Origin of the sequence: Alcaligenes sp. MMA (genome assembly GCF_020907215.1) — a bacterium.
Taxonomy (GTDB): domain Bacteria; phylum Pseudomonadota; class Gammaproteobacteria; order Burkholderiales; family Burkholderiaceae_B; genus Alcaligenes; species Alcaligenes aquatilis.
On sequence record NZ_JAJJPP010000001.1, the window covers coordinates 988,789 to 1,009,615 of the forward strand.

Sequence of the window (20,827 nt, forward strand, 5' to 3'; positions counted from 1 at the left end):
ATGCGGGGAGCAGCCCCGCTGGCTCCCCGTATTTCTTTTGTGGAGAGCCAGTATGGGCGCTATACATACCCAGCTAGATACCCCAGAGCAAGAGGCCGATGATCTGCATATGCCTCTGGCCAATTTTATTGATCAGTTTGGTGAGGGCTTGTTGGAGCAAGTCCGTCGCCAGAACCCGCCTATTTACGATCCGGACCTGGACACTCAAACTCCCGTTTGGCGTGCGCGGCAACACGTTCTGGACAATCTTAACCGTAAGCCATTTGAAGCCCAGGCCCATGCTGTACACGCCGTTGTGAAGCTGTTGTTCGATCACAATGAACCGGCAGCGGTGCTCAATGCGGATATGGGCACGGGAAAAACCATGATGGCCATATGTGTTGCGGCTTTAATGCAGAGTACGCATCCACGTACCCTGATCGTTTCACCGCCTCATCTGGTCTATAAGTGGCGACGTGAGATCCTGGCAACCGTCCCTGGTGCGAAGGTTTGGATTCTGAATGGGCCAGATACGCTACGCAAACTGCTGGCGCTACGAAATGCCCTGGGTTTAAAAACCAGTAAGCCAGAGTTCTTTGTGCTTGGGCGTGTGCGTATGCGGATGGGGTTTCACTGGAAACCGGCATTTTTGACTCGCCAGGTATTGCAAGATGGTCAACGGTTTAGGTTTGCTTGCTGCCCTGATTGCATGGAACCCATCGAACGTGAGAATGCGGATGGTGAAATGATGCCGCTCTCCGCTGAGGCGGCCGCACTCATGCTTGCTGACAGACGCTGCAAATGCAGCCACTGCGATAGCACGCTTTGGACGTTGATTCGTGCAGGTAAGCGTATCGACTCCATGCACGATCTGGTGTTGGGTGCCTTGAAGCAAATGCCGACGATCGGAGATAAAACCGCTCGCAAATTGCTCTCGATCTTTGGAGAGGATCTGCTTGGGGGAATGCTCGACGATAACGTCTATGAGTTTCTCAATCTCATGGACGAGTCTGGTGAGCTTGTTTTCTCCGATCGGCAGGCCATGCGTATGGAGCGATCCCTCGCGTCCTTTGAGTTCAGTATAGGGGAGGGGGGCTATCAAGCCACTGAGTTCATCAAACGCTACTTGCCTCGTGGATATTTCGGTCTTTTGGTTGTAGATGAAGGCCATGAATACAAAAATGAGGGCTCAGCCCAAGGCCAGGCCATGGGCGTGCTGGCCAGCCAATGCCAAAAAACACTGCTGCTCACTGGGACACTGATGGGGGGCTATGCCGATGACTTATTTCATCTTTTGTGGAGAATAAATCCGACACAGATGATTCAAGACGGCTTCAAACCTGCTCGTAATGGGTCAATGGGAAGCGCAGCTATGGCGTTTATGCGTGAGCATGGCGTGCTCAAAGACGTGTACAAGGAAAGCACTGGTCCATCGCACCGTACCGCTAAAGGTAAGCAGATGACGGTACGGACCAGTAAAGCTCCTGGCTTTGGTCCGGTTGGCATTATGCGGTATGTAGTGCCGATCACCGTTTTCTTGAAGTTGCGCGACATTGGCCAGAACGTCTTGCCTGACTATGACGAACACTTCATCAACGTACCAATGAGCCAGGCGCAGGATGAGGCCTATCAGCGCATGGCAAAGCACCTGGTGTACGAGCTCAAGAAGGCGTTGGCCCAAAAGGACAATAGCTTGCTTGGGGTCGTGATGAACACGCTACTGGCCTGGCCAGAGTGCTGCTTTCGCCCAGAAACCGTCCGGCACCCTCGAAGTAAGGCAGTCTTGTTTTCGCAAGGGCCTGTTTTTCAGGAGTCTGAACTTACCCCCAAAGAGCAACAGCTCTTGGACCTCTGCAAACAGGAGAAGGCCCAAGACAGAAAGGTGTTGGTGTACTCGATTTACTCGGGAACACGTGACACCACCGCTCGGCTCAAAAGCCACCTTGAGATGAACGGCTTCAAAGTTGCTGTGTTGCGTGCTTCAGTCGATGCGGCTCGACGCGAAGACTGGGTTGCTGACCAGGTGGAGCGGGGTATTGACGTCCTTGTCACCAATCCAGAGCTGGTCAAGACTGGCCTGGATCTGCTGGAGTTTCCTACGATTGTGTTCATGCAGTCTGGCTTTAACGTCTACACGTTAATGCAGGCGGCCAGGCGGCCAGGCGGTCATGGCGGATTGGCCAGAAGCATCCAGTCAAGGTCGTGTTCTTGGGCTACTCAGGTTCCAGCCAGGTGGAGTGTTTAAGGCTGATGGCCAAGAAGATCGCTGTTACGCAGTCAACGTCAGGGGATATGCCTGATTGTGGTTTGGATGTTCTGAATGATGCCGGTGACAGCATTGAAGTTCAGTTGGCCAAGCAGTTGTTGGCTAACGCTTAACTTAGTTAAACCTACAATCAGCCCTTATTTTTATGAAGGGCTGATTGATAATAGTTTTCAAACCACAGCGAACACAGTGGAGAAAGATGTTTGCATAGGTTAAGTGGGATGCTTGCGTCTTATGTAAGGAAACGCGACAATCGGCGGGTGGTTTTGAGTAAAAATTTCCCAGTTTTCAATTGGTTTGAAACTCTGATTGACAGTTTGTACACGGTCAGCGTTTGAGTATGATACTGATCGCTCAAGATTAAACTAAAGAGTGGTTCTCAACGGGCTTGGAAACGACTTTAGAAGTAATAAGAAGAATTATCGACGATAGTGTTGTTCGGTGTTGTATAGATAAAACTACTTGCAGAATTGTGTAAAAGGAGAGGATGTAAGTGTCAACAATTAAGCGGGGCTCGACCTGGAAAAAGTGGGATCTCCACGTTCATACGCCTGAGTCTATCACCCACAATTATCCTGGCGAAAAAGAGGCTGCTTGGCAATCATTTCTTGCGGACTTGGAGGCGTTACCCCCAGAGTTTAAGGTTTTAGGAATCAATGACTATTTATTTGTTGATGGCTACGAGCGTGTTCTGCGCGAGCGGAGGAATGGCCGTTTGGCCAACATTGATTTAGTGCTGCCTGTCATTGAGCTACGCATGGATAAATTCGGCGGTATATTGGAAATGGGAGCTGATAAGAGTTATTCATCCTCCCCTTGGAGTCGGATTAATTTACATGTAATTTTTGATGCAATAGAACCAGCATTGATCCGCGAACAGTTTATGCCAGCGATCTCTCGCAGATACAGTCTTGTCCCTGGGGTTTCAGAACACTGGGGAGGGATTATTACAAGAGAGAATCTGATCGCTTTGGGTGAAGCAGTTATCGCATCGATGCCTGAGTCTGCTCGCGCGAATGCGCCTTCACCGCTTAGGGTTGGGTTCAATAATCTAAATGTTGCCTACGAAGGGCTTAAAGAAGCACTGCTGAATCCGTTGCTAGCAGGAAAATATCTAATTGCTATAGGTAAGAGTGAATGGGATGCCTTGCGATGGAACGATAGCACTATTGCTGATAAGAAGAGTACTATTAACGAAGCAGATTTAGTATTTACTTCTTCGGAGAACCCAGAGCGCTATGCTCGCGCCCGTAGTGCTCTTCAGGCCGCCAATGTCAATGCCAAACTACTTGATTGTTCAGATGCTCACGCATTGAGCTCTGCACAAGTCAAAGATCGTATTGGAAACTGTTTTACTTGGATTAAGGCAGATTCCACATTTCGAGGGTTGCTTCAGGCAATTGAGGAGTTTGAAGATCGAGTCTACGTTGGCGATATCCCCCCAAAACGCAGGTTTGTCGAACAAAACAAGACCAAGTTTATTAGCTCAGTTAAAGTTGCTAAAAAATCAGATTCTGTATTAGCAGAACCTTGGTTCAATGTGGATATTCCACTAAATCCTGACCTGGTCGCTATTATTGGAAATAAAGGTAGCGGGAAAAGTGCCTTGTCAGACATTATTTCCTTGGCCGGAAATGTACAGAATCATACGGCTTTCTCATTTTTAAACTCGTCCCGTTTCCGAAGTGCCCGGACTCGTTTAGCTCAGAATTTTACTGGAACATTAGTTTGGAATGATGGTTCGGAAAATTCGATAGATCTGGATAAAGATCCGGAGTCCAGTAGCGTCGAGCGTGTTAAGTATCTTCCACAGAGTTATTTGGAACAGCTTTGTAATGAGCTAGGTGAGAAAGGGTCGAATACTTTTGATGCAGAGCTACGCAAGATTATTTATTCGCATGTCCCCGAAGAGGATAGGTTGAATAAGAGCTCAATGGATGACTTGCTGAACTTCAAGGTTAGCGAGATAAGTCGGGCGCGTAAGGTGTTGCGCGAAAGTGTTTCTGAGGTTAATAAAAAGATTATTGAGGTCGAGCGTCTGCTAACACCTGAGTTTAAGATGGGCTTGGAGGAGCAGTTATCTACAAAGAAATCGGAGCTTGCTGCTCTCGAGGCCTCTAAACCTCCACCGATGGAGGATCCAAATACTTCGACTGACGCACTGGAGGAGTCAAAACAAGCAGTTGCACACGTTGAGTTTTTAGAGAAACAACTTCAGTCGATCGCCAATGAAGAAGCAGTGCTTCGTGAGCGTAAATCGAGTACGGTTAAGCGCCAGGCTGTAGCTGCGCGGGTCATGCAAGCGCTGGCAAATTATAAGAAGCAACACGAAGTATTTCTTGAAGAGTTGAAACCCTTGTTGGATGAGCTTGGTGGCGTGTCTATTGATACGTTGATTCAACTAACGATTGACAATGGAGTGGTTCAAGCAGCTACAGAAAGCCTCCAGCATGAGATCAGCGATATTGATGGAAAGCTGCAAGGCGATTCCCCTGAAAGCATCAGTGCCCGAAGGAATAAAGTTACGGAATCGGTCGCTGTTGCAAAGGAAAAGTTAGGTGAGCGGCAACGACTATACGTACAGTATAAAGAGGAGCTTATTAAATGGGAGCAAGCAAAATTGGATATTTTGGGCTCTCAGGATAAACATGGGACGATTGCATGGCTGACGACTAAACTTGAGTCATTAGTAACCTTACCCGTCCATTTGGATGAGCTTAGGTATAAACGAGGATTACTGTCTCAGGAGATTTATGAGCAAATTCAGGCGATGGTGAATGAATATCAACGCCTGTATGGACCAGTACAAGCATTCGTCCAGTCAGCAGAGCAAATGGATATGAGTCTGCCACTAGAGTTTCATGTTCGTGTTGAGGAGATAGGCTTCGAGGATCATTTTTTCAGTTTGCTTAATCGTCAAGTTAGAGGCACCTTCTCAGGAGTCGAGGAGGGACGTTTACGCCTAAATGAAATTTTGCAGGAGACAAGTTTCGCCACCTCGGAGGATGCTGTTGCTTTCGCCGAGCGGATGGATCTGTCATTACATGTAGACCAACGCGACGGCCAATTGGCTCGGGAGACACGGCTAGCTGATCAATTGAGGAAGGGAGTCGATCCTATCGACATGCTTGATTATATTTTTGGCCTTGATTATCTTTTGCCTCGTTATTCACTCACTTATTCTGGACAGGAAATCGGCCAACTTTCGCCTGGGGAGCGTGGTCTTTTGCTTTTAGTATTTTATCTCCTTGTTGATAAGGGGAATATCCCAATTGTAATCGATCAACCAGAAGAAAATCTGGATAATCAAACTATTTTCAAGATTTTAGTCAAATGCATCAAGAAGGCTAAGGAGCATCGTCAAGTAATTATGGTGACGCATAATCCCAACCTTGCGGTAGTGTGTGATGCAGAACAGATTATCTATGCGTCGTGTGATAAGCAAGAGAGCCGTTTTGATTACGAAGCTGGGGCAATTGAGCATCCCGCTATAAACGCAAGGGTGGTGCAGATACTCGAAGGCACAGAGCCGGCTTTTAAGAATAGGCAGTCAAAATATCGATTACTTTGATTTGCTTTACTTTTTCCACTGATGATTTATTAATCCATTTCATCGCTATAAGGGATAAGGCCCAGCAGGAAAATTCCTGCTGGGCCTTATGCTTTTAGTGTTTTTCTACGAACATGCGTATTTATATAATTTCTTGATGCATGCACCCTGAAATGACGGCTGATCATAGCTGCATTGATCTATCACTTATGAAAGCGAGTGCAGTAACCTCTTTCTTGAGAGGTGCTATGACGATACGTTTTTTCAATATTTGCATATCTGTCAAAGAGGGGGGTGATCTATTTTTGGAGTAAACTCAGCCATTTTTAACTGCAAAGTCTTCACGGGAACGGCCTTCCGATTCAATCTGCTTGATCCATATCGGGGTGCGTCCTCTACCAGTCCATGTATAACCATCTGGGTGCTGATACCTGATTTTCGATACTGCTTTCGTCTTTAACGGGTTTTTGTGAAACGCCTGGGCAATATCTTCAGGTGTCAGGTCGTGCTCCTTCATCAAGCTAAGCATATCGCTGATTACTTTAGATCTTGTTTTCTGTTTCAGTTTATCGGCATCACGTTGTAGTCGAGAAATTTCATTTTGTATTTCGGTGATGGAGTTAAATTCTTTTCTCATGCGTTCCTCTTTATTATCTCTCAACCGGCGAAACTGAGAGGTGGCCTTTCTAATGTGGATGTTGTCCAGGCACCAGCGACCTGGCTAACTTTTTTTCTTGAGTTAGAACAACGACATCACAACAATGAATGACATTCCGATCATGATGGTTTTCTGTACGCCACTTACAAGCTCGACCTTTTCGATTGCGCCCGTTGAGTAGTTGCGAAAAAGCGCCGTAATAAACGACATCAAGATAAGGATAACAAAAGCAGTTGATATCGCAAAAATAATCGCTCTTAAATTGGCCATGCTGACGCCAGATCCAGAGGTAAATCCTTGCTCCAGGCTTTCGGTTAAAGGCAGGCAGCCTTCACCTTCACGGATGCACGGATCGACGGGTGGTCTGTAGGTGCCACCTTGATCAGGGTTGGGTCGAATGAGGTCATCAACTGGATCGCCGTTATTGCCCGTAGGCGGGCCATTACGTATTCGGTCCGCCATTTTGCAGATGGTCGTCCCATTGATATCCGCAAAACCGTTACAACTGCCTGAGTTGATCATTTTCTGGCAGTTTCCGATTCCGAGTTGCACGCACGCTAGAACCATATCACCATCGACTTCTCGGCCATCGAACGTTCCCAGCCCCGCAAGTGTCTTCGGTGCTTGTGCTTGCATGGCTTTAGTGGTCAGTTTTGACCAGGCGTCTACTTGCTCCTGTAACCCCCATGTCCTGAACTCCTCGGGAGATACCTTGGCATATTTTTGAATATTAGTTTTATTCATTTGCAAAATTCCTGAGCAGCATGAGCCATTGTAAACATCTAGTTGTCCGCCACCTGATTCGAACATAGCCAAGCGTCCAACGGCATCTGCATTAGCTTTTAGCCACGGACTGGCATGTGGAGAATTTTTTATCGCTTGGGCAACTTGCTCAGCAGTGACAAGGGATGCGGCAATAGTTACGGTTGAGAAGGTAAAACCAAGAAAAAACCATAATAGATTTTTAAAGCGGTTAAATTTCCTTGTCATGGTTTTCTACCGTAATGCTAACTTTCGATCGCATGCCGGTACATGTTTTCCGTGCTGGATTACTCGGAAATGTGCCGTCATGTTTTTTTTGTCAAATGCAAATTCTGTTTGATTGATATCTCCAGGGCGGTCGGGCGGAAAGGGGTAGAGATGGCAATAGTTTTGAAATTCTTGAGTGTGCGATTGAGAACCTTGAAATTCTGTCACTCGCATTGGACACGTTTCGTACATGTCTTCAATCCCACTGCCATTACCAGGCTCTACGCATCCTGGTGTCCCTGCTGAACTAAAGATTGAAAATGTGTACTGCACACCTTGATTCGTAACTGAGCTAACTAAGATGAAAGAAGGCAATTTTGTTCCGTCATCGTCTAGGGGGGCAGAGTTGATTTCTTTATTCCAGACGGTTCTGGCCAGATTCATATCTGCACGTGATACATCAGGAACATTTATTCTGCCGTAATTAAATGAAGCTATAGCCATGGGCCGCCATTGCAGATGCGCTATTGTTTCATCTTTAAGGTTCATGCTAGTTTGAGCCAGTGTTGAATTTGTACTGGCCAACGTGATTGCAATTGCTAGGACTGACGCGGTACTTATTTTCATTTCCTATTCCCTTAGCGTGATTTTGAAGAAGCATCTAATTCTGCAATAAATTGCTCTGGAGGTGTTGCTCCAACTAGCCGCTTTCCGTTGCCCAATATAACTGTAGGTGTGTTAGCGATATTGTTTGCTTCTCCAAACTTTAGAATTTCCACAAGCCCAGTAATGTCGCAGTCTTCACGACCGTCTATGTTTCGTCCATTCATGGCCATGTTCCAGGCGGTGTTTCGATCTGGCGAGCACCAGGCTTTTCGGGCGATGGGGGCCGATTGAGGGTCAATAACAGGAAAGATAAAACGGTAGACCGTCACGTTTTCCAGTTGATCGACGAATTTTGTGAACACGCGGCAGATGGGGCAGAGCGGGTCCTCAAAAACAGCCATCTTGCGTTGTCCGTTGCCATGAACTTCCACGATAGCTTGGCTTAGCGGTAGTGATTCCCATGGAATCGTGTTGAGCTTCTCCAAGGCTGGTGCGGTCACATCGCGGCGGTCTTTCATGTCCATGAGGGCACCCCCAACAAATGCGTACCGTCCGGTCGAATCGCTATAAAAAATCTCGTTGCCACTGACGACTTGGTACATGCCGGGGATAGGTGTGGTGGAGATGCTATCGATCGGTACAGACCCTTGAGTGTGCTGCTCGATGGCGGCTTTCACGTCAGGCGGTACTCCCTGAGCCCACGATGCTGTGGCCAGTCCCAGACTAAGGCTTGCGCTAGCTGTTAGGCGTCTCAGCAGAGAGGAAGGAGAGGTTGGGGTAATCATTGTTTGGCAGGTTCCTGGTTTTCAGTAATCGAAGGCGCGCACGTCACGGGCTACACGGCAGTGTTCGACCGCGTCACGAATAAGTTGTGAGACATGTTGAGGGCTGGTGATCGCGCTGATGCGCACGGTTGGCGTAGAGGCGTCAGTGGTTTGCAAAATGACACGGCCACGGCCAAATAGGGCTTGAAAGAGGGTTCCTGAAACGGCAATGTCCTTGACCCGATATAACTCTAGGGTTTCGACATGCTTGACGATAATTCCGCTGTATTCCAGTAAGCGTTGGTTTGTCAGCTCATATCGATGGTTGGCAACCTTCAGGTATCGATATATCGCCCATAGGACAGGAATGACTGTCCAGCAGAACAGGATGGCGATAATAAACCAACCCGTATTGGCGAGCTGGCCTTCTGTGTCAGCCCAAATTAGTTTGGTCTCACGCGTAGATGCATGAGCCTGTCCATGGCTAGCAGCGGCTTGGGGAAGGGTGTCAAATGGGTCCATGGGGCCACTGTATGTCCCCGTGTTGAGTGTGTCTGTTCAAACCCTGGGGCACATAACCTAGGGTTTCGACTTGACAGACATTGAATTCAACTCTAGGACATATCGTCGCTGCTGTTCAATCGAGCGGCATCCGTTGACGTGAATACCCCTTCACAAGAGCCGCAAATAATCTTCAGCTTTGGTTTGCCCCAGACGCTTGTGCCGCATGGGCAGACATACTTCCATCGGTTTGAATTGCCTGTGGGCTTTACTGGTACCGCTACTTCACCTTGGGTCGTGCTGATTGTTGAAGGAAGTCTAGGTGCCAAGGCTTGGGTGAGTGCTGGTAGTGCGATGATTGGCGGTGCTCCGCCACCCACTGAGCTGTCTAGTCGCTCTCCGGCACTTCGTGGTGCATCCGCGTGGGAGAAGCGATCGTACCAGGTCAGGCAGAATGATTGAGTAAGCAGATCAGCGCACGCTTTTACAAATTTCCCATCCTCAATCGCATAATCAGCCATGAGTTGGCCGGTGCGTGCGCCACCAGGTTGGCCGGTCGAAGAGGGCATCAGTCCAATTGCTTCCATCTTGGAGGCCCACTCTTCATTGTGATACCTGCCACGGCCAGGCTTGCCGAAATGGAATTGCCAGAGATGACACATTTCATGCACCAAAGTCTGCATAGTTTCGATCAAAGGCACGACGGCAAAGTAAGCCGGGTTCATCGCTATTTCGTCTGTATAGGTGCCTTGAGCATCCACAAATCGCTGGCTTGAGAAATAGCCCATTGAGCGTTTCTCGCGTTGCAAGGTAATCAGACAGTTAGGCAACTTTCCGTCGAACAGGGCGCTATTGAAGTGATCGTAAGCCTGTTGCAGCTCGGCGTATGTTTGATGGGTCGGTACCGTTCTCGTGTTCATGGCGGTCCTGAAGTATGAATTTGTATTGCACAATACATTAATTGGCACATTAAAACATTGGTAAATATTGGGGTTGGAGACAGTTAAACTAGTCATTGCATGAGATTTCATGCTCCTAAAACTCAAGTCTTCTAAAGCCTATATGGATTGAAATGAGTACATCCAACATTGAAGCCCTGGCCAGCATTTGGGCACGGATCGCTGAGGAAACGGAATTTCCGACCGACTACGAAGGGACGGCCACGCCTGCGGCACACCAAGCCAGCGTAGCAATACAGGAACGGATTCGGGAGCATATCGTCGCAACTAACGACATGCGGCTATTCGGCCTGCTGCACCTGCTGGGGCAGGCGTCAATGCGTATGGAGCAGGTGCTATGGCCGGAAGAATACGAGCGGATGGCCCGCGAGGTTGAAGAAGCTCTGGGTGAAGTCAGTGATCCCAATGCCAGGTTATACACCCATGAGGAAGTAATGCAGGTGATGCAAGAACGGAACCACCAGGCACGAAGCAAGCACCGTTGATGGGGTGATGGAATTGGCGGCTGTTTCGGCTTGAGCGCAGGGACCCTAGACTATCGATCACGAACTCAATGGGCCTTGTCTTGGCGTTGCCCAACAATTGCCAAGCTGGATGTTGCATGTAACGGGGGATGGCCGTACTATAAGTGCATAGTTATGGAGGTCAAGATGGCAAATGTAAATGCAAGAGTTCAGAAGCACCGGGACTCGCTCCGGCAAGCAGGATTACGCCCAGTGCAGCTTTGGGTGCCTGATACACGTCGGCCTGATTTTGCGGCGGAATGCCGTCGTCAGGCGCTGCGGGTAGCCAAGGCAGATAATGCTGACGTGGATACAGAACATTTTATGGATGAGGCTCTGGCTGACCTGGATGGTTGGACAGAATGAGGCGTGGGGATCTAGTTACTGTTGCAATGCAAGGGGATTTTGGTAAGCCTCGGCCTGCATTAGTTATTCAAGCGGATTTATTTGCTGCTCATTCCTCGGTAACTGTGCTTCCAGTGACCAGCACAATTGTGAATGCGCCCTTATTGCGTATTAGCATTCAGCCAGATCTAGAAAATGGTCTACAAAAACCATCACAAATCATGATCGATAAGGCATTAACCGTTAAACGGGATAAGATTGGCCAAACCTTTGGATCTGTTAGTGCTGATACACTGGTAGAAATTGAACGGTGCCTTGCTGTTTTCTTGGGAATCGCTAAGTAATATCGGGTCTGGGGAGGGTGGGGGCAGATGAAATATGTTCTGAAGCTAGCACGACATGGAAGTATTTTTTTCGCGCGATTGGCATGGATAGTAGTAATGCTCACCGTTGATTTCTTGCTGTTGTTGATTAATGCAAGTAGCAGGGAAAATAGGAGCAACATGGCCGCACCAGAAGTCCCCGATCCGTTGGACCGAATGGATCCTAGCTGGGAGTTTTACTGGGGAGATCGTGAGTGACTGAGTCGTTTCTCAACGACTGTTTTCGGCCATGAGCAGTCATTCCATTATTGCCCCCTGACGACTCATAGCAAGCCACTATTTCTAAATTTTAGGTTCTTCTAAAAGCCCTGCTTGCGATTGCTCACCCCCATAAACCCGAATAGATTAATTTTTATGAGAACGACAGAATTTTTGTCTGTCGTCTAAATCCAGTTAGGTTTCCAATCACACGCATGGTGCGCACCTCCTAAAATGCCGATCACAAAGCTCCTGAAAATAATCAGCGGCATCGCCGCAACCATACTCCTCGGAGCCATTGGCAGCGGAGTCTGGGAGAAGTTGTTGGCGCCAGGTCTGAACTGGCTTGCAACTCATACGGCGCAGTACATTTCCAGCATCTCATCACGCTACCGCGACGACATCTATGCGTCTGCCGCCGCCGGATTCAACGAAGACTACTCCTTCCGTTCATTCTTAATTATCTGTCTGCTCATCACGCTGACAGCTCTTATCGGGGCATATTGGTACAACGAACGCATGTCGGGGATTACCAAACGCGTACTGGGCGCCTCAAAGGGCTGGTTGCATTGGACGGCCTTAGCCGCCGCCTTCACATTCGCGCTCTCAACGTTTCTTTCAGTGTCTAGGCACGAGGCGGTTAAGAGGACCACTTCATACTCCATCCGCTCCATGGAGATAGTCCGGCCGCATATTGGGGAGCAGGCTTTTCACTCTCTTGTCTCCCAGTACTATCAAATTCGGATAGCAAAAGACTTTGAAGAGTTCAATAACAAGCTTGTCCAGGCAGCAGAGGAGGCGAAGGTTCGCCTCCCCGCCTTTACGCCCGTTTAGCCACGCGGCGGAGGGCTAATCCCTCGCTCAACCGGACCCGCCGCGGCGGCCATCTTAGTCCAGCCTGGGGTCAGCGGTACACTTTCCTAGTACGGGCCAAGGCGTTCTGCCTCCTCGAGCCGGTTAGCTAGAACGTTAGTGGATATCTGCTTTGGGTCGGGTCTGGTCGTCAACCTTTGGCTAGAATTGGCCACGAAGAGTCGTTAGAGAATGCACTCTCAAAGCAGCTGTTGAAACGACTTCGATGTAAGCTACTGGACGCGAGGATTAAATTTCGTAGCTTCACCCGTACATATACTACAACTCGATTACCTCTTCTCTTTAGATAATGAATGATTTTTGGACAGCCCTTTCTGCTGTCATAGCCGCGTTAGCCATTATTGGGGGCGCTTATCGCCTAGGATTGAGCGTCGGCTATCGCCGCGCGAGCCATGACCGTAACTATGATCGACAGAGAGATCGTTTTGACCAGATATATGCTCCGTTATATGGCTTGTTTACAACTCGTCACATCACAACGGTCAGTACCCTAGGCGCGCCGTACCTAAGACAAAGGGTGCGTAAATCCCTTACTGCATTGATTGACGAGAGGCGCCCGGTTACAGCTGTGAAAGCGCTGTTCGATAAGCAGGACCTTGGGACTTCAGGGGAAGTTGAGTATGGGGGGAGTTTCCCGCATTCTGAGATAGCTAAATGCCTACATAATAAGGAAAAGTACGCCGACCACACTTTGCTAAATCTCATTGCACGTTCTAATCGTTCCCAGTATGAAGAAATACTCGATGAGTGTCAGCTTACGGAGGCAGACATTAGGCTCTTTCATCATATCTGCTCAGAATATGCAAAACTCGGCAAAATGTTTGCCAAGTCATGACTCTCGCGCAGGCGGGTTAGCCCTACATTGAGGGTTTGGTATTCAAATGGTTGACGTCCGCTTTGGGTCGGTAGCAGACTTTCACCAACGTCGGCTACCGACCCAAAGCGGAACTTCACAGGCTGATTCACAATGTCCGGTGAAGGCTGCTAGCGGCCGGTCACCCATTCAACTCTGAGAGACTGCTGTAATTAGAACTGCGGTCAGTCAGCTCGAAATCACCATCAGGGGGTGATTGGTAACAGTGCGCAGGAAGAGGCTAGTGGCACCAAGTATGGCAAGGTGTTCATTCTCGATGCCCGCTTTGGAAAGTCCTGGTTGAACGATGCCGACACGAAAGACGACGTATTTACGTCGCGAGGCCTTTCTCAGGACGACGAGCTTGTCCAGACTTCCGCGAACAAAGCGCGTCGGACGACCAGCACGATGCTTGGTTTCACGCTCTGTGAGATGAGCGACCAAGTTGGGGAAATTCCACGTCCACTTTGTTGATTTTTGCGCTTGGCCGCATACCTCGTAGAGGTCTTTCACGCGGTTTCCAGGAGCGACTCCCGAAGAGTATTTGCAGTGCCACAAAGTCACGGTGACGGTTTGCTCCCCATCTTCAATGGCCACGATATCCGCACTTTCCCCGGCATCGTCGTCATCAACGATAAACGCCGATGTCCCTTGCTCAAGATGCTCGATGAATTTCTGCTGAATGGAGCGAGGACGCAGCGCTCCACCTTTCCACCGACTTTCCTGATTCTGGAGCGTGTCGCCCCACGCTAACGGATTTATCAGCTCTGGGTCATAAACCTCCGCCAGTTCCTCACGCGGCTTCAGCAAAATTTCGCCGGATAGTTGCGACCCATCCGCTAGTCGCACGAGAGGAGGGTTGGCCGTGAAGAAGTCGACTGCGAGCTCTGACTTGTTGAAAGCCTCGATGCTGACTTCGGGCCCTTCGACCCGCGCAATCGAATAGAACAGTCCTTGAGCTTGTCCTTCAGGGATTAGTGTCATCTTGAACACGTTCTCGACTTCACTGCCAGCCTTCAGCTTGAACGTGAATTCGTTACCCGCTGGAGCCCATTCGACAATATCTAGCTGGCATTCATGAAAACTATATCTGCTCTCCCCGTGCACGACGGTGATCTTGAAACTCGCAGACTCGAAGAGCTGGTCGGGCCAATCGATCATCATTGCGTGCTGGTCGGGGAGCACGCCGCCTTTGCGCAGCTCTGGAACCAGCGTGTGCTTGAGGAAGTCGTTAGGTTCGATGTTCGCATTCGATAGCTTCACCCCCAGGTCTCGGCACCAATCCCTCCAACCGGCCAGAGAGTCCGTCTGGAGAGACCAGATTTTTCCCTTCCGTGAGCAACCAATGCTCACCCTCTTACCATCTTCGTAGCCAACGCCCATGACGTTCGACTTCATCTTGTCCTGCTGCAGCACGGGATCGATGGCGTCACGTACATCGAGGCCAGCAAACATCTGGTATCTGACGTTCCGGCTCAGGCCCTTCAAGCCCACGCTATGCAGCGTCATTCGGCGCAGATTGCCGAAAGCCCTGAACACGTCCTCATCGCGAACCGGTTGCGGGTCAGTCGAGAGACTCTGTGCCAGCTTCAACGCGAAAGACTTGCGGGAGCTGTTGATGAAGAGTAAGCCTCTGTCCTCGTCACAAAAGGCAATGAACAGGTCCCAGGTGTCAATGACGATGTCACGGGAGTCCGTCCAGTCGACCTTGTCTTCCTGATTGACAATGAAGACCAGCATCTTGTCTTGCTGACTGAAGATCGGCTGGTGAATTACTTGGCTCGGCCGAAAGGCATTGGCATAGCCAGTGTGATCGAAGTCCGTCACGCGAAACACTTCCGTGCTCAGCTTCGGATTCATCGTGAGCGTGGATATTTCCATCTCCGTAGCCACTTCCTCCAAGGGCTGAAGGTTTTCCACCAGCTCTGAAAGCTTCGCCTGCGGATCGATTGCGTCGTAGCTCAGGTCCGAGAGTAGACTGTTCCAATCGGCATCTTCTTGATAAAGGCTCTCCAAAGCTTCTGGCACACCGTCTTCTGCAGTATTTGCCACGAAACTCGCGTCTCCAACGTTGTCGGCGGCACGGGCGAAGCGACCAATGAACTGAAGCGTGATGCCCAGGCTTTTGTGGACAGAGTGCAGCGCGGCGACCTTGAGCTGCGGCAGGTCAAATCCTTCACCGAACATGTCCACGCAGATGACGATCCTGTGCTGGCCACCACGAATATTCCGTAGCACCTGTTCGCGACCCTTCGTATAACTATGGACAAGCACAGGGTTGAGGTCCGGAAACGCTGCACTGTAGATGTTGTCGAACAGATCCTGCGCCTGACCAATAGTATTGGCTCTCGCCAGCAGCATGTGATCCAAGCCGTTTGCCAAGTCGGTCCTCAGTTTCTCAACGGCTTTCTCGGCGATCCGCAGATCGGCCAAAGAACTGTCCGGCTCAAAGACCTGCAGGAATCGGATCGGCTTGAAGAATTCGTTCTCTTGGGCGAGCTGAAGCGGATAGTTGTAGATTATTTTCCCATTCAACGCCTTGCCGTCTTCGCGGAACGGAGTTGCAGTGAACAACAGCATCCGAGCGTGCGCGCAGTAGCTAGAAAATCTGTTCCAAGTTGTCGCCTGCGCATGGTGCGCCTCATCGAAGAACACTTCACTGAAGAGCGCCGCAAACGCCCTCTGTTCGTTCTCATCGCCTCGACTAATAGAAGCCATGGTCGTCACCACGATATTGCAGGTGAGAAGCACGTCGAACTGGGCCGCAGTCGGCTTTCCTCTCAGAACTCCCACGACTGGATTGAGTACGTCCGTGACGATGCCCAACTTCCTCAGGAGCCCGTACTCCCTGAACTTATCTGCCGTTTGTTGACGCAACGCATCTGTTGGCACTATGACCAAGATACGATCACCGCGCGACTCAACAGTGACGGCCAGCATGACCTCCGTCTTACCGGTCCCCGTGGGCATCACAATGATGGCCGGGTCTTTGCTCAAGCTCCAGTGCGCAGCTATCGCGTGGAGCGCGCCGATCTGAGGTGCGCGCAAGCCAGGCCTTGCAGCGTACCCCTCAACCGCAACAAGCTCGGAAACGTAGTTGATCCCGACTCGCCATGAGGCATGTGCTTCAGCCTTCAGTCGATTACCTTCGGCCAGACTGTTTTCGACTTCTCGGAAGCGCGCATTAGCAACTTCAAGTATACCGTCTACAACCTCACCATCAGTGCCGCGCAGCACCCCTGCAGGAGCCAGATCAGTGAAGTCAAAGCTATTCACCATCAAATCGATGGCGTAGACAGCGCCGTCTTCAGTAGTCGCCCTTAAACGTTTGAAATTTGGGCCTCGGGACCGATGGGCAACGATAGTGGCCGCACAAACAGCGCTCGCACGCCCGACGCATGAAGCGTCGATGACGCCGTTCCGATTCTGAAAGGCATATTTCGTCGGCAGGCGTATGCGCGTTGCCGCAACTAAATTCGCTTCTGTGACCATTACCCTGCTCCGTTAGGTTTTCGTGCATCGTACCCATAGCGAGCACAACTCATCAATCTTACGCAAGCGCCATTCTTAACTGTATAGGTGCAAGGCTTGACGACGCCTTTGATGAAAGCTCGCGGCCCCAGAGCCGTCGTTCTGGAAGTGATTGCTGGACGACTGCAATCGCTGCAAAACAGACTTTCAATTGCACCTTCTGAATTTCCGCTCTTGGCCGAAAGCAGACGTTCGGAAATCGCGAGACTTGATCAGCCACTGCCTGTTAGATCAAACCAGAGTAAGAATATTTAAGTTCTGACTGCAGTCTAGTGTGCTTTTTAAATAAAAAATCCGTTTTAGATTTTTATTTTTTAAATTACCGATAATTTAGCCTAATCAAAGTTGAGACTGATAAAAATAAAGTGGAGCTCTAGGGATCGTAACGGCTTCCCAGAACTATAAGTACGTTGTGTGTGTCTGCTTGGTCTTATTAAACAATCAGAGTTTATTTCTTCCCACCAAAAATTTTCCCTATTAATGGAAGTCGTCCCGAGTTAGCTGCTCCGTTTCCTCCCTCGCTTACCATTTTATCGATACCTCCCGCCACTTTTAGCCCGGCCCACGCCATCATTGACGACCAAATTATCGGTAGACCCACATACAACGACAGTAAAATCGTGTTCAGAATCATTCGTTTGTAGCCTGCTGGAATAGCTCCTTTCGCTACTTGCATAGCCTCTTGCACAAAAGCATTCCCTAGGGCGCCGGGGTACATGGCGTTGATGAGGTGGCCGTCGATCCAGGTGGCGATGTACCACATCGATGCCCACATTTTGATCGTGAGAATGGCCATGGCACCTAAGAACAACACGCGAAGACTGAAGCCGCTGACAAGGGTGGCCAAGGGAAGAAAAGCGTAGATCCCCATGAGGACTAAGGCCTGGATCATAGGTAAGGACGTCACCAAGGGCATCCATGCCATGCTGGCCATGAAAGCAGCCCCACCAACACCGAGCGTGCTTCCTGCGCCCGTTATTGTTCGACCCGCGACCGTGGCAGAGTCATAGGGAGTCCCCATCATTTGGTCGAAATCGACAAAGACTGGATTGGCTGCGGTTGATGCGAGACGAGCCACTTCATCTTTTTGTTTATCCCACGATGTGAACGTGAGGATGTCTGCCGCTCGTGATGCAAAGGCTCGTACGCCAGGGCTTCCATCAATCAATTTTTCTCGTAGCTGATCCTCCCACCATTGCTTGCAGGTTGGGCGTCCAAACTCTGGGTTCACGGCGCCGGTGACTTGTGGATCCACGTCGCTTGATGGATCGTAGTATTCAGTATCGCGGGAGTAATCGATCGCAAAACCAGTGACCGGAGCGCGGCTGCGCATGGAGGCGTAATACCCAGGCTCAGTTCTGAAAAACTGGCTGCCCATCCAATCCACATCAGTAGGTCCATAGTCGGTATTGGACTCTGCCAGGATTGACGCGCCTGTTGCACTCATTCTGCTGCGATCGCTGCGCAAATACTGACTACGTGCGGGGATAAAGCACTCGCTATAAAAGCGCTGCACATCACCCAGCAGGGCAGGGTCTTCGATTGTGGCATTCTTGGCCATGTCTTCCAGAACGCGCATATCAGACCCCGAATTATTCATGCCATTGCGGAAGGCATTATTGATCCCAGAGCTGATGGACATGATGGAATACCACCATAGGGGTACGTTACTCAGCCCGCTGGCCTGGCTCATGCTTCCATCAATAGCATCGCGTAACGCCGTATCGTAGGTGCTGCCACTGGCTCCAGGCGTTGCCTCTACAGGGTTAGGGTTGTCAATCGAAGGAGGAGGCATGTACGACAAGCGCGCATACGTTAGGCTTGTGATGGGCGATGTGAAAAAGCAAACAGACATCACAAACAGCATGACGATGAGCTGCGTCTGTACGCTTTTGATGACACCCATAACGCCGATGTCTTGCATTCCCCGCTGGCCAGCTTCGCGCCAGGCATTGAGGATTACCACCAGAAAAGGGATGACGACCAAGCCGGTGCCGGTCACGATCTCGCCAAAGATATTGGCAAAAGCCCATCCGTAGAAAGTGGTAAAGAGTTCGAGGTAACTGTCTAGTTGCATGGCGTATTCCCCAGCTAGGCCATAATGAGCGCTGCCGCCCAGCGCCAGATACGGTCAAGGCCAATCGGAATCAAGATTAAGTACAGCGTGGCAAATGCAGCCACCTTACGGCGGCTGGCCAGCACGGCGTCATATTCGAATCCTTGAACAATATGCCTGGCTTGAAGCCAGCGCACGACGGCTGGCCAGCGCCAAATAATGAGTAGTGCTGCCAGACATTGCGCGATTGCTCCAATATCTCGTACTGACGATGTCCCCTCAAGAAGGCTCAGAAGTTTATGTTCCTGTCCGATAAACGACTGCGCTAGTGCGCCGAGCAGCCCAATGAGCAGGAGAAATCCGGCCAAACCGATGGCGAGCCATATCAGTGCTCGCCACAGCCAGCTGCGTTTTTTGGTGAGAGAGACTTGTGTCATAGTCCAGGCACCCGTCCGCCCGCTGCTGGGGCAGGATCAACAGGGTTGCCACCCGGTACGTTCAGTGACTGTGTGTCAATGGCGGACTGGGTGTTGATGATCGACAATGCCGTCTGGGACGTCAGATCCTTGCGGATCCGAGCCTCATACATCAAGTCGTCAATGTAGCCACTTAAGCGATCGACCGAAGCCTGGGTGTTTTGGATGGCATCTCCTGCGGCCGTCACCTCCGGTAAGGTCAGACCTGTCATCAACACGCTACGGGCCACCAATGCTTTATTGATCACCCGGTGCATCGCCATTTCCTGAGCAATACGGTTTACAGCGATGCTGCGGGTGTCAGGCGGCATCGCCCGTAATGAGTCAAGCAACTGGGGAGACACGGCAAAGCCAGGAGCTGAAATTTCTGCGAGATCGGCATACGTGGCCGAGTTCGATGGGTTGGCCATTGCTTCTAGCTTAGGCTGGACGAAATCGACTTCAGCTTCATATTTGGGGCCCAGGCCGCTGGAGGTCACGACCGTGGTTGGGGCGGGGCAGTGATGTTGCCCGCAGGTATAGACCTTCTGGTCCCCAAGGACTTCGGTTGTCCATTGGGCAAGTTCTGCCGGCGATTTAAACGCACGAACCAGGCGAGAGTTTTTCTCGGCAGGTGAATTACTGTAGTCCGTGGTTTCCGATGCGGTGATTGGTTTGTTGAGGGTCGCGTTATAGCCCGCCACAGAGAGATCTCGCACCGGCTCAATGGGTCGGCCTCCTACACCCCCGGCATTCTGGCCAAAAACCCATGGCACACCGGCTTTGTTGGCCTCTTCATTCTTCTCAATGTCGATTTTGGCCTGGTAAATATCACCTTGCGCAGAGGCCTTGATTTTCCAGCCTTCACCTTTGGCCATCTTGATCCAATCTTCATAGGGGTTCTGCCCCGCTTTGACCATGGCCTCCATTTCTTCGCACGACTTCAAGCTGGCCCCAAGCAGGAGATCCACTTTTTGCGAATAGTTTTGGAAAATCTGATACAGGCCTGGCTGCGCGCGTTGCAAGACGTATAAGGGGAGGGCAGCGATACCAGATTGAATCGCCCCAGTCACCGTCTGGCCCAGGTTGTTGAGGTTGTTCATGATGTTGGCCCAAGATAGGCCTATATCAAACTTGCCACATGAATAGTTCAGTCGAGCATTTCCTCCAAAGCCTAAGTTGTGTGCGACCTGGCCGCGATAATTGGCAGAGCCGCCAGGCGAGCCGCCTCCCATTCGGTAATACAGCGAAGAGCCGCGTACGGGTTGCGCGTAGGCGTCGGGCATTACGCTCATGGAGGTCAACGCAAGCGCCAGCATCATGGCGGCTGGTTTCAAGCGCAGTGTGAACGGGCGTTGTGGTTGTTGCATAGATATTC

General features: G+C 50.3%; 15 protein-coding genes and 1 pseudogene. 6 read left to right on the top strand and 10 right to left on the bottom strand.

Going from position 1 to position 20,827, the window contains the following annotated elements; all coding sequences use genetic code 11:
- Window positions 1-52 precede the first annotated feature (52 nt).
- Together LNA76_RS04450 and LNA76_RS04455 are read left to right on the top strand one after the other, a co-directional pair.
- Window positions 53-2,358 (top strand): annotated as a pseudogene (locus LNA76_RS04450) (SNF2-related protein).
- A 380-nt stretch (window positions 2,359-2,738) separates the two neighbouring features.
- Window positions 2,739-5,816 (top strand): TrlF family AAA-like ATPase, encoded by a 3,078-nt coding sequence (locus LNA76_RS04455; RefSeq protein ID WP_230018091.1) that lies wholly within the window; start codon window positions 2,739-2,741, stop codon window positions 5,814-5,816.
- 295 nt (window positions 5,817-6,111) lie between these two features.
- Here the strand turns inward: LNA76_RS04455 and LNA76_RS04460 are convergent, their stop codons facing one another.
- The 6 genes from LNA76_RS04460 to LNA76_RS04485 form a co-directional block, all read right to left on the bottom strand.
- Window positions 6,112-6,432, bottom strand: coding sequence for an H-NS histone family protein (locus tag LNA76_RS04460; RefSeq protein ID WP_230018093.1), 321 nt, complete (start codon window positions 6,430-6,432; stop codon window positions 6,112-6,114).
- Between the two features lie 102 nt (window positions 6,433-6,534).
- Entirely contained in the window at window positions 6,535-7,443 is a 909-nt protein-coding gene (locus LNA76_RS04465; RefSeq protein WP_230018094.1) for a hypothetical protein, read from the bottom strand.
- A gap of 6 nt (window positions 7,444-7,449) precedes the next feature.
- Window positions 7,450-8,049, bottom strand: a complete 600-nt coding sequence (locus LNA76_RS04470; protein WP_230018096.1) for a hypothetical protein — start codon at window positions 8,047-8,049, stop codon at window positions 7,450-7,452.
- Window positions 8,050-8,060: 11 nt separating this feature from the next.
- On the bottom strand, window positions 8,061-8,813 hold the full coding sequence (locus tag LNA76_RS04475) for a DsbC family protein (RefSeq protein ID WP_230018098.1): 753 nt from the start codon (window positions 8,811-8,813) through the stop codon (window positions 8,061-8,063).
- 21 nt (window positions 8,814-8,834) lie between these two features.
- Window positions 8,835-9,314, bottom strand: coding sequence for a PH domain-containing protein (locus LNA76_RS04480; RefSeq protein WP_230018100.1), 480 nt, complete (start codon window positions 9,312-9,314; stop codon window positions 8,835-8,837).
- Window positions 9,315-9,406: 92 nt separating this feature from the next.
- Window positions 9,407-10,213, bottom strand: a complete 807-nt coding sequence (locus LNA76_RS04485) for a SprT-like domain-containing protein (protein WP_230018798.1) — start codon at window positions 10,211-10,213, stop codon at window positions 9,407-9,409.
- 152 nt (window positions 10,214-10,365) lie between these two features.
- Here LNA76_RS04485 and LNA76_RS04490 point away from each other — a divergent pair, with 152 nt between their 5' ends.
- The 4 genes from LNA76_RS04490 (at window position 10,366) to LNA76_RS04505 (ending at window position 12,515) form a co-directional block, all read left to right on the top strand.
- Window positions 10,366-10,737, top strand: a complete 372-nt coding sequence (locus LNA76_RS04490; protein ID WP_230018102.1) for a hypothetical protein — start codon at window positions 10,366-10,368, stop codon at window positions 10,735-10,737.
- Window positions 10,738-10,968: 231 nt separating this feature from the next.
- Window positions 10,969-11,121: an antitoxin MazE-like protein gene (locus tag LNA76_RS04495; protein WP_230018104.1), complete on the top strand. Its 153-nt coding sequence runs from the start codon at window positions 10,969-10,971 to the stop codon at window positions 11,119-11,121.
- Window positions 11,118-11,444 (top strand): type II toxin-antitoxin system PemK/MazF family toxin, encoded by a 327-nt coding sequence (locus tag LNA76_RS04500; protein WP_125276803.1) that lies wholly within the window; start codon window positions 11,118-11,120, stop codon window positions 11,442-11,444. The genes LNA76_RS04495 and LNA76_RS04500 overlap by 4 nt, the downstream gene beginning before the upstream one ends.
- A 471-nt stretch (window positions 11,445-11,915) precedes the next feature.
- A complete protein-coding gene (locus LNA76_RS04505) occupies window positions 11,916-12,515 on the top strand; it encodes a hypothetical protein (RefSeq protein ID WP_230018106.1) in 600 nt (199 codons plus the stop codon).
- A 1,081-nt stretch (window positions 12,516-13,596) separates the two neighbouring features.
- Here LNA76_RS04505 and LNA76_RS04510 read toward each other — a convergent pair.
- The 4 genes from LNA76_RS04510 to LNA76_RS04525 form a co-directional block, all read right to left on the bottom strand.
- Window positions 13,597-16,899: a DEAD/DEAH box helicase gene (locus LNA76_RS04510; RefSeq protein ID WP_230018108.1), complete on the bottom strand. Its 3,303-nt coding sequence runs from the start codon at window positions 16,897-16,899 to the stop codon at window positions 13,597-13,599.
- 487 nt (window positions 16,900-17,386) lie between these two features.
- A complete protein-coding gene (locus LNA76_RS04515) occupies window positions 17,387-19,015 on the bottom strand; it encodes a conjugal transfer protein TraG N-terminal domain-containing protein (RefSeq protein WP_230018110.1) in 1,629 nt (542 codons plus the stop codon).
- A 14-nt stretch (window positions 19,016-19,029) separates the two neighbouring features.
- Window positions 19,030-19,431: a hypothetical protein gene (locus LNA76_RS04520; protein WP_230018112.1), complete on the bottom strand. Its 402-nt coding sequence runs from the start codon at window positions 19,429-19,431 to the stop codon at window positions 19,030-19,032.
- Window positions 19,428-20,819 carry an integrating conjugative element protein gene (locus LNA76_RS04525; RefSeq protein ID WP_230018115.1) on the bottom strand — a complete coding sequence of 464 codons (1,392 nt, stop codon included), beginning with the start codon at window positions 20,817-20,819 and terminating at the stop codon, window positions 19,428-19,430. Before LNA76_RS04525 ends, LNA76_RS04520 begins: the two co-directional genes overlap by 4 nt.
- Between the last annotated feature and the right edge of the window lie 8 nt (window positions 20,820-20,827).